The 8,928-nt window shown below is 65.1% G+C and carries 6 protein-coding genes; 4 read left to right on the top strand and 2 right to left on the bottom strand.

Translation table 11 applies throughout. The features are described from left to right. Positions 1–275: 275 nt before the first annotated feature. From pgm to IC66_RS0116590, 4 genes are all read left to right on the top strand, one after another. On the top strand, positions 276–1,970 hold the full coding sequence (gene pgm, locus IC66_RS0116605) for a phosphoglucomutase (alpha-D-glucose-1,6-bisphosphate-dependent) (protein ID WP_085971734.1): 1,695 nt from the start codon (positions 276–278) through the stop codon (positions 1,968–1,970). Between the two features lie 297 nt (positions 1,971–2,267). Continuing rightward, positions 2,268–3,317, top strand: a complete 1,050-nt coding sequence (locus tag IC66_RS0116600; protein WP_038948371.1) for an aromatic ring-hydroxylating dioxygenase subunit alpha — start codon at positions 2,268–2,270, stop codon at positions 3,315–3,317. A 5-nt stretch (positions 3,318–3,322) separates the two neighbouring features. Further along, positions 3,323–4,087 carry a GntR family transcriptional regulator gene (locus tag IC66_RS0116595; protein WP_038948370.1) on the top strand — a complete coding sequence of 255 codons (765 nt, stop codon included), beginning with the start codon at positions 3,323–3,325 and terminating at the stop codon, positions 4,085–4,087. A 10-nt stretch (positions 4,088–4,097) separates the two neighbouring features. Continuing rightward, positions 4,098–5,078 (top strand): PDR/VanB family oxidoreductase, encoded by a 981-nt coding sequence (locus IC66_RS0116590; RefSeq protein ID WP_038948369.1) that lies wholly within the window; start codon positions 4,098–4,100, stop codon positions 5,076–5,078. 217 nt (positions 5,079–5,295) lie between these two features. On the opposite strand, the gene IC66_RS0116585 is transcribed toward IC66_RS0116590, so the two are convergent. Continuing rightward, positions 5,296–7,257: a putative bifunctional diguanylate cyclase/phosphodiesterase gene (locus IC66_RS0116585; RefSeq protein WP_038948368.1), complete on the bottom strand. Its 1,962-nt coding sequence runs from the start codon at positions 7,255–7,257 to the stop codon at positions 5,296–5,298. A 167-nt stretch (positions 7,258–7,424) separates the two neighbouring features. Next, complete coding sequence (locus IC66_RS0116580) at positions 7,425–8,927, bottom strand: FAD-dependent oxidoreductase (protein WP_038948367.1); 1,503 nt, start codon at positions 8,925–8,927, stop codon at positions 7,425–7,427. Position 8,928 lies beyond the last annotated feature (1 nt).

Raw genomic sequence — 8,928 nt, 5'->3', positions numbered from 1 at the left:
GCCAGCACCCGGCCTTCCCTGCGCCCTCTTGGATTAGAGGGTGGAGCGACGAAGCAAAGCTCGGGCGAATCAAGCCGCGAGGCCGCGAAGGCATGTCCTCATTGAAGATCTCACATCGATGATGCAGGCTCAGATTCATGACCGTCGCAAGGCGAGCCTCCGTTTCGCGGTTGCGCGGGTATGACTCTGGGGGGCGCGGACTTTCGCTGCAGCCACCTACCCAGGGAACGCCTTCCCCACCGCGGGTGTTGTGCCCCTTGGCGGGGACCCGGCCGATGCTATGGTGTCGCGCTATCTCAGTACGACAGGACGAGGATATTTCAGTGGCTGATGTTCATCCCGGGGCGGGCAAGCAGGCTTCGCCGGACGCGCTCACCAATATTCCGCGGCTGGTGACGGCCTATTTCGCCGGCAAGCCCGACGTCGCGGATCCCGCGCAGCGCGTGGCGTTCGGCACCTCCGGCCATCGCGGCACCTCGTTCAAGAACACTTTCAACGAAGGCCATATCCTCGCGACCACGCAGGCCATTTGCGACTACAGACGGGAAAAGGGGCTGACCGGACCGCTGTTCATCGGCATCGACACTCACGCGCTGGCCGAGCCGGCACTGGTCAGCGCCGTCGAGGTGTTCGCCGCCAACGGCGTCGACATCATGATCGACAAGGACAGCGGCTACACGCCGACGCCGGTGATCTCGCACGCGATCCTCACCTACAACAAGGGCCGCACATCGGGTCTCGCTGACGGCGTCGTCATCACGCCCTCGCACAATCCGCCGGAGGATGGCGGCTACAAATACAATCCGCCGCATGGCGGGCCGGCCGATACGGATGTCACGGGCGTGGTCGAGAAGCGCGCCAACGCCTATCTCGCCGACGGCCTCAAGGGCGTGAAGCGCATCGACTATGCCAAGGCGCTGAAGTCTTCGAACGTCCATGCCACCGACTTCGTCACGCCTTACGTCGCCGATCTCGGCAATGTCGTCGATCTCGACCTCGTCAAATCCGCCGGCATCAAGATCGGCATCGATCCGCTCGGCGGCGCCGCCGTACACTACTGGCATCCGATCATCGAGCGCTACGGCCTGAAGGCGACGGTGGTGAACGAGGCGATCGACCCGACCTTCCGTTTCATGACGGTGGACTGGGACGGCAAGATCCGCATGGACTGCTCCTCGCCCTACGCGATGGCGAGCCTGATCGCGATGCGCGACCGCTTCGACGTCGCCTTTGCCAACGACACCGATGCCGATCGCCACGGCATCGTCACGCGCTCCGGCGGCCTGATGAATCCGAACCATTATCTGGCGACTGCGATCTCCTATCTGTTCGCGCATCGTCCGAACTGGGGCAGGGATGCTGCGATCGGCAAGACCGTGGTGTCGAGCTCGATCATCGATCGCGTTGCCAAGAAGCTCGGGCGCAAGCTGGTCGAGACGCCGGTCGGCTTCAAATGGTTCGTCGACGGTCTCCTCACGGGCGGCTTCGGATTCGGCGGCGAGGAGAGTGCGGGCGCCTCGTTCCTGCGCCGTGACGGCGGGGTGTGGACGACCGACAAGGACGGCGTCATCCTTGGCCTGCTCGCCGCCGAGATCATGGCGAAGACCGGCCGCGACCCCAGCCAGCTGTTCAATGATCTGACCGCCGAGTTCGGCGTGCCGCATTACGCGCGCATCGACGTCGCCGCGACCGGACCGCAAAAGAACATCCTCAAATCCGTCACGCCTGAGCAGCTCGGTCTGAAGGATCTCGCCGGCGACCCCGTCCGCGCAACGCTCAGCAAGGCGCCCGGTAACGGCCAGCCGTTCGGCGGCATCAAGGTCGAGACCGATTTCGGCTGGTTCGCCGCGCGGCCGTCAGGGACCGAGGACGTCTACAAGATCTACGCCGAGAGCTTCCGCAGCACCGAGCACCTGACGCGGATTCAGGAGGAGGCCAAGGCAGGACTGGCGAAAGTGTTCGGGGCGTAAAGCGCCGGACCAAATCGCCGTATCGCCTTCTTCGACCAAGGGTAGGCCTCGCCGCATCACACGGTGTCATCGCCCGCCTGGTGCGCAATTGCGCACAGGGGCGGGCGATCCGGGCAGAAATTGTCTGAACCAATGTCCGCTGCGGAGTCCTGGATTCCCCGGCTCCGAAATACTTCTGCTGGTATGTATACATTCATGAAGTTAAAGGTATCTGAATGCGCGGATTTCGGCCTTGAATAATTTCATCCCTCAGCTATTGTATACATAACGCATACATAAGCCGTGGGAGTGAGACCAATGACAAAGCCCTTCCCCATGAATGCCTGGTACGCCGCGGCCTGGGACGCGGACGTGAAAGCTGCGCTGCTGCCGCGAACCATCTGCGGCAAGCATGTCGTGATGTACCGGAAGGCCGACGGTGCGGTCGCCGCGCTGGAGGATGCCTGCTGGCACCGTCTGGTGCCGCTGTCCAAGGGCCGGCTCGAAGGCGACACCGTCGTCTGCGGCTATCACGGCCTGAAATACAACGCGCAGGGGCGCTGCACCTTCATGCCCTCGCAGGAGACCATCAACCCGTCGGCCTGCGTCCGCGCCTATCCCGTGGTCGAGCGCCATCGCTACATCTGGCTCTGGATGGGCGATCCCGCGCTGGCCGATCCCGCGCTCGTGCCGGACATGCACTGGAATCACGATCCGGCCTGGGCCGGCGACGGCAAGACCATCCACGTCAATTGCGACTACCGCCTCGTGCTCGACAATCTCATGGACCTCACCCATGAGACCTTCGTGCACGGCTCCTCCATCGGCAACGATGCGGTGGCGGAGGCGCCGTTCGACGTCACTCATGGCGAGAAGACTGTCACGGTAACGCGCTGGATGCGGAACATCGAGCCACCGCCGTTCTGGGCGAAACAGCTCGGCAAGACCGGCCTGGTCGATCGCTGGCAGATCATCCGCTTTGAGGCGCCATGCACCATCGCCATCGACGTCGGCGTGGCGCCGACAGGCACCGGTGCGCCGGAAGGTGATCGCTCGCAGGGCGTCAACGGCTTCGTGCTCAACACCATCACGCCCGAGACCGAGAAGACCTGCCATTATTTCTGGGCCTTCGTGCGCAACTACCAGCTCGGCGAGCAGCGCATCACCACCGAGATCCGCGAGGGCGTCTCCGGCATCTTCCACGAGGACGAGCTGATCCTGGAAGCGCAGCAGCGCGCGATGGACGAAAACCCCGATCGCATCTTCTACAACCTCAACATCGACGCCGGCGCGATGTGGACGCGCAAGCTGATCGACCGGATGGTAGCGAAGGAAAACGGGCCGCAGCACCTTCAGGCGGCGGAGTAGGCCAGGTGAAAGCAGCAGCCCCCGAACGTGAGGTCGACCGCTCCGTCTCGCAGACCGTGAAGGCGCAGCTTGCGCTGCGCGACCAGATCCTGTCCGGCTCTCTGCGGCCGGGCGAGCGCATCTCCGAGCTCCAGGCGGTGGAGACCACCGGCGCCTCGCGCACCCCGGTGCGCATGGCACTGGTGCGGCTGGAGGAGGAGGGCCTGCTGGAGGCGATCCCGTCCGGCGGCTTCATGGTGAAGGCGTTTTCGGAACGCGACATCTCCGATTCCATCGAGCTGCGCGGCACGCTGGAAGGGCTCGCCGCGCGCTTCGCCGCCGAGCGCGGTGTCTCCGCGCGCGAGCTCGAGCCGCTCAAGGAGTGCCTTGCCGCGATCGACGAATTGCTGCGCCAGGTGCCGATCTCGATCGAAGCGTTCTCGTCCTATGTCACGCTGAACGCGCGCTTCCACGCCCTGCTCACGGAATTGTCGCGCAGCCCACCCTTGGTCCGCCAGATCGACCGCGCCTCGGCGCTGCCGTTCGCATCCCCGAGCGGCTTCGTGATGGCGCAATCCGCATTGCCCGAGGCGCAGCAGATCCTGATCATCGGGCAGGAGCACCACCGCGTCGTGATCGACGCCATCGAGAACCGCGAAGGCGCGCGCGCCGAAGCCGTCATGCGCGAGCATGCGCGGCTCGCGGTACGAAACTTGAGGCTCGCGCTGCGCAACCGGACCCATCTCGACCTCTTGCCGGCGCTGGCGCTGATCAAGACCGCAGCCGATTGAGGGCAGTGCCATGCGCTTCATCGAAACCTGGATTCCGGCAACGCTCGTCTCGACGCGCGATCTCGCTCCCGGCATCCGTGAATTCCTGATCCGGCCTGATCGGTTCGACGCCGCCGCCTATCCGGTCGGCAGCCACATCAATATCAGCGTGACCATCGACGGCCTGCCGGAGACGCGGTCCTATTCGCTGGTCGGCGAAGCCACCTCGGCCGGCCTCAAGATCGCGGTGCGCCGTGCCGAGGATTCCCGCGGCGGCTCGCGCTACATGTGGCAGCTCGCGCCGGGCGCGCGGCTCGACATCACCCAGCCCGCTTCGCTACTCGCGGTCGACTGGGCTCGCGAAAGCTATTGTCTGATCGCCGGCGGCATCGGCATCACGCCGATCCTCGGTGCCGCGCAGGCGCTGGCGCGGCGCGGCGTGGATGTCACGCTGCACTATGCGGTGCGCTCGCGCGCCGAGGCCGCCTATCTCGACGATCTCGCCGCGATGCTCGGCGATCGCCTGGTCGTTCATGCCAGCGATGAAGGCAGACGACTCGACCTCGATGCGGTGTTCGCATCATTGCCGCAAGGCGCGCTGTCGCTGTTCTGCGGCCCGATGCGGATGCTGGATGCCGCGCGCCACGCCTGGATCGGGGCGGGCCATCCGCTGCCCGACCTCCGCTACGAGACCTTCGGCTCCAGCGGCACGCTGCCGACCGAGACGTTTCGCGTGCGCCTGAAGGGCTCTGATGTCGAGCTCGAAATCCCGCGCGAGCGCTCGATGCTGGACGTGCTCAACGCCAGCGGTCACGACGTGATGTACGATTGCAAGCGCGGCGAATGCGGCCTCTGCGCCATCGACGTGGTCGAGGTCGACGGCGAGATCGACCACCGCGACGTCTTCTTCAGTGACCATCAGAAGCAAAGCAACCAGAAGATCTGCGCCTGCGTCTCGCGGGCCCGTGGCACCATCACGGTGGACACGCTGCTGCGCGCGGACGCGGTTTGAGCGAGCCTTGAGCTGGACTCCATTAAGAAGGAATGGACGGCGCCGCGGGCTCCACCTCTCCCGCTTGCGGGAGAGGTCGCGCCGAAGCGCCGGGTGAGGGCTCTCTCCTCTGAGGGAGTGTCCCGTTGCGGAGACACCCTCTCCTCAACCTCTCCCGCAAGCGGGCGAGGGGGCTCACCGCCGTCGTGGTCGTCACTAGCTCAAATCTAAGTTCCACCTACGCCGCAAACGTCGCCCGAAGCTTCTTCGTATCCAGCAGCGCCAGCACGCCGTCCACCGACACCGGCCGGCTGATCAGATAGCCCTGCACCTCGTCGCAACTGATCTGCCTGAGATAGTCGAGCTGGTCGGCGGTCTCGACGCCCTCGGCGACGACGGCGATGCGCAGGTCGCGCGCGAGCGAGATCACCGATTTGACGATGGCGGCACAGTCGGGCTGCACCAGCATGTCGCGGATGAAGGACTGGTCGATCTTGATGCGGCTGAACGGCAGCTTGCGCAAATAGGTGAGGGAGGAGAAGCCGGTCCCGAAATCGTCCAGCGCCACGGTGACGCCGAGCTGCAGCAGCGCGTTCAGAACCGGCTCGGCCGAGCCGTATTTCGACAGCAGCATCGATTCCGTGATCTCGATCTCGAGCCGGTGCGGGGCGATCTTCGCCTCCGCGAGCGCCTGTACGATGATCTGGAGGATGCCGGCGTTGTGAAACTGCGCGGCCGAGAAGTTCACGGCGACCCTGATGTCGTCCGGCCACTCGGCCACCGTCGCGCAGGCGCGGCGGACGACCCATTCGCCGATCTCGTGGATCATCCCGGTCTCTTCCGCGATCGGAATGAATTCGCTCGGCGGCACCAGTCCGCGCTCAGGATGTTGCCAGCGCAGCAGCGCTTCGAAACCAGTGATCCGGCTTTCGTCGAGATCGAGGAACGGCTGGAACACGAGGAACAGCTCGTTTCGCGCGATCGCGCCCTCGAGGTCGGATTGCAGCGCCTTGCGATCGCGTGACACCCTGTCGTCGCTGGTCTCGAAGAAGCGGATCGTGCCGGGGCCCGCCTTCTTGGCGCGGTAGAGGGCGGCATCGGCATTCTTCATGACGTCGAGCGCCGTGGTGCCGTCGCGCGGCGCCAGCACGATGCCGACGCTGGTCGCGCCCACGATCTGGCGGCCCTCGATGCGGAACGGTTCAGTGAAGGCCGCGACGAAGCGTTCGGCGATCTCGAGTGCATCCTCGGGACGCGCCAGATTGGCCATCACCAGCGCGAATTCGTCGCCGCCGATGCGCGCGACATGCTCGGCGGCGCGCGTGCAGCGTCGCAGGCGGCTTGCAACCTGGACCAGGAATTCGTCGCCGGCGGGATGGCCGAACTTGTCGTTGACCTCCTTGAAGCGATCGAGATCGAGCAGGAGCACCGCAAACTCCTCGCCTGACAATGCCAGCCGCTTGAGCGCGGCCTCGAGCGTCTCGTTGAAGGCGACGCGGTTGGGCAGGTGGGTCAGAGGATCGAGCCGCACGGTGCGCTCCGCCTCGATCTGCCGCATCACGCGCCGCGCGAACGAGAACGAGTTGACGAACACGCCGCGCAGCAGCACGCTGCCGTAGACCACGACGAGGAAGGCGATCAGCAGGAAGGCCAGATCGCCGTTGCTGCCGAGGCAGATCGCGATCCCGACGAAGATCGGGGCCGTGAAGGCGATCGCTGCGATCGGGATGGTGGCGAAGGCGAGCGCGCCGCCGGCCAGCATGCCCGAGCACAGGCAGGTGATGACGAGCTGGCCGCCGGTCGAAGCATTATTGAAGAAGGCGACGGGGACGATGCCCCAGGCGGTGCCGAGGACGAAGGCATTTTGCACCAGCCGGTGCATGGCGCGGCGCGAGACGAATTGCGGCTTGGTGATGCGGCGCGCGGCGCGGGATCGCAGACCGAACATGATCGCGCCGCTTGCGACAGCGCCTGCCCAGATCAACGCAAGAATCCTGTCCGGCGATTGCCACAGTGCGATGGCGAGCACGATGGCGTTGCAGGCATTGGCGAGCATGATGCCGACCGAATAGCCGAGCACCAGCGACATCTGTTCGGCGCGGATATGGCCGGCCACGGCCTCGTCGGTTGCGGGACCGCCAAAGGCCGACAAATCGCCCGCGAACAGCCGCGCGACATAGCTGGTCGTTTGAGTCCGCATTTCAGAGCCTAGCAGGACGGGCCGTTGGTCGGCTCCTTCAGGGAGAATTCGCCGCAAACCTTTGACGAACTATGAATTATCCCTGACTGCGGCCTTCGCCGCGACCACTTCTGCGTGTTCGTGACGCGATATCGATAACAAATCGATACAAATGCGGACTTCGACACTTACGGAGCCGGCTGGAGGCCCTGTTCGGCCAGGAAATGCGTGAGCCCATCGACCTGCCGCGAGCCCATGAAGGCGCCTATGTAACCGTCAGGACGCACCAGCACCCAATCCCCGGGCGACACGGCGTATGCGTGGCGAAAGTGCTCGCTGTCGTCGACGAGCTCGGCATCCGGGCCGATACGGTGGATGTGCAGTCCAGTGCACGCCGATACGGTCCCGCGTTTCACCTGATAGCCAAGCAGCGTCCAATGAGTCCCCTTGAGCAACGCGAACAAGCGTATGGGTTGTCCGGCGGCTCCGCGTAGCGGCGCATCCGGCGCGCGGGCTCCCGCGGACGGGCCTGCCATGCGCCCTGGTTTTTCCAGTGCCAAGGGCGATCCCGGATAGCCGATGTCGAGTTGCTGCACCTCGCGGCCGCGCCTCATGTCGCCGCGCTTGGCCGCCTCCAGCAAGTCGGTGGAAAGGCCGAGCACCTTTGCAGCGACGGGGCGTCGTTCTGCCTCGTAACTGTCGAGCAGAGTTGCGGACGCACCGCCGATAACGGCCGCCAGCTTCCAGCCCAGATTGTAGGCATCCTGCACGCTGGTATTGAGACCTTGTCCACCCGTCGGGGGATGGATGTGAGCCGCATCGCCGATCAGAAATGCACGGCGATCCCGGTAGCGATCGGCGAGTCTCGCATTCATCTGATAGGCCGACGCCCAAGGCACGGACTGGATGCGGATATCGTTGCGTCCCGTGCGCTCGGCGACCATGGCCGAAAGCCCTTCGGCGGACAGATCGACCTCGCCTTCGAGCGGAACGGGTGCCTGCAACTGAAACAGCTCCGTTCCGGCCAGTGGACACAGCGAAATCTGGCGGTCCATCGCGCCATCGTGGAAGCGGTGCCACGCCAGGCGGTCCAGGCCCGTCAGCACGACATCGGCCACCACGGCTCGTACGCGGAGCGTCTTGCCTTGAAAGCCAATGCCGAGTGCGTGACGCACGAAGCTGCGGCCGCCGTCTGCACCGACGAGGTAACGCACGCGGATCGTCTCTTCGCCGGCCCGGCCTGAAAGGCGCGCAGTCACACCGTCCTCATCCTGCTCCAGGCCGACCAATTCGTAGCCAAATTCCACCCGCCCGCCGAGTTCGAGCAGCCGTTCGCGCATCACGCCCTCGGTCAGGAATTGCGGGATCATCAGCGCCATTTTGTAGGGCTCGGCCGGGGTGGGGGCTGCGTGCTCTGCAATCTCCGACTCGATGAAGCTGCCGTCATCGCGGTATTTGCGCTGCGGCGGGTAGAGACCTCCGGCGGCAACGATGCGGTCGATGATGCCGAGATCCTCGAAGATCTCGAGGGTTCGAGGCTGGATTCCCTTGCCGCGAGACCCATGGAACGGGCCGGCTTGCTTCTCGATCAGCCGAAAAGACACGCCTCGCCGCGCGAGGTCGATGGCGAGCGTAAGGCCGGCCGCACCTGCTCCGCAGATCAGAACGTCCGCCGTGAATTGCTTTGTCATG

The sequence above is a fragment of the Bradyrhizobium genomosp. III genome, from assembly GCF_000261705.1.
Taxonomy (GTDB): Bacteria; Pseudomonadota; Alphaproteobacteria; order Rhizobiales; family Xanthobacteraceae; genus Bradyrhizobium; species Bradyrhizobium ottawaense.
The sequence above is the reverse complement of the archived record's forward strand: the minus strand, read 5'-3'. Positions and strand labels throughout refer to the sequence as shown.

Excerpts from the sequence above, each read along its gene's own strand:
- pgm (WP_085971734.1), top strand. The coding sequence starts at position 276 with ATGCTATGGTGTCGCGCTATCTCAGTACGACAGGACGAGGATATTTCA.
- IC66_RS0116600 (WP_038948371.1), top strand. The coding sequence starts at position 2,268 with ATGACAAAGCCCTTCCCCATGAATGCCTGGTACGCCGCGGCCTGGGAC.
- IC66_RS0116590 (WP_038948369.1), top strand. The coding sequence starts at position 4,098 with ATGCGCTTCATCGAAACCTGGATTCCGGCAACGCTCGTCTCGACGCGC.
- IC66_RS0116580 (WP_038948367.1), bottom strand. The coding sequence starts at position 8,927 with ATGACAAAGCAATTCACGGCGGACGTTCTGATCTGCGGAGCAGGTGCG.
- IC66_RS0116585 (WP_038948368.1), bottom strand. The coding sequence starts at position 7,257 with ATGCGGACTCAAACGACCAGCTATGTCGCGCGGCTGTTCGCGGGCGAT.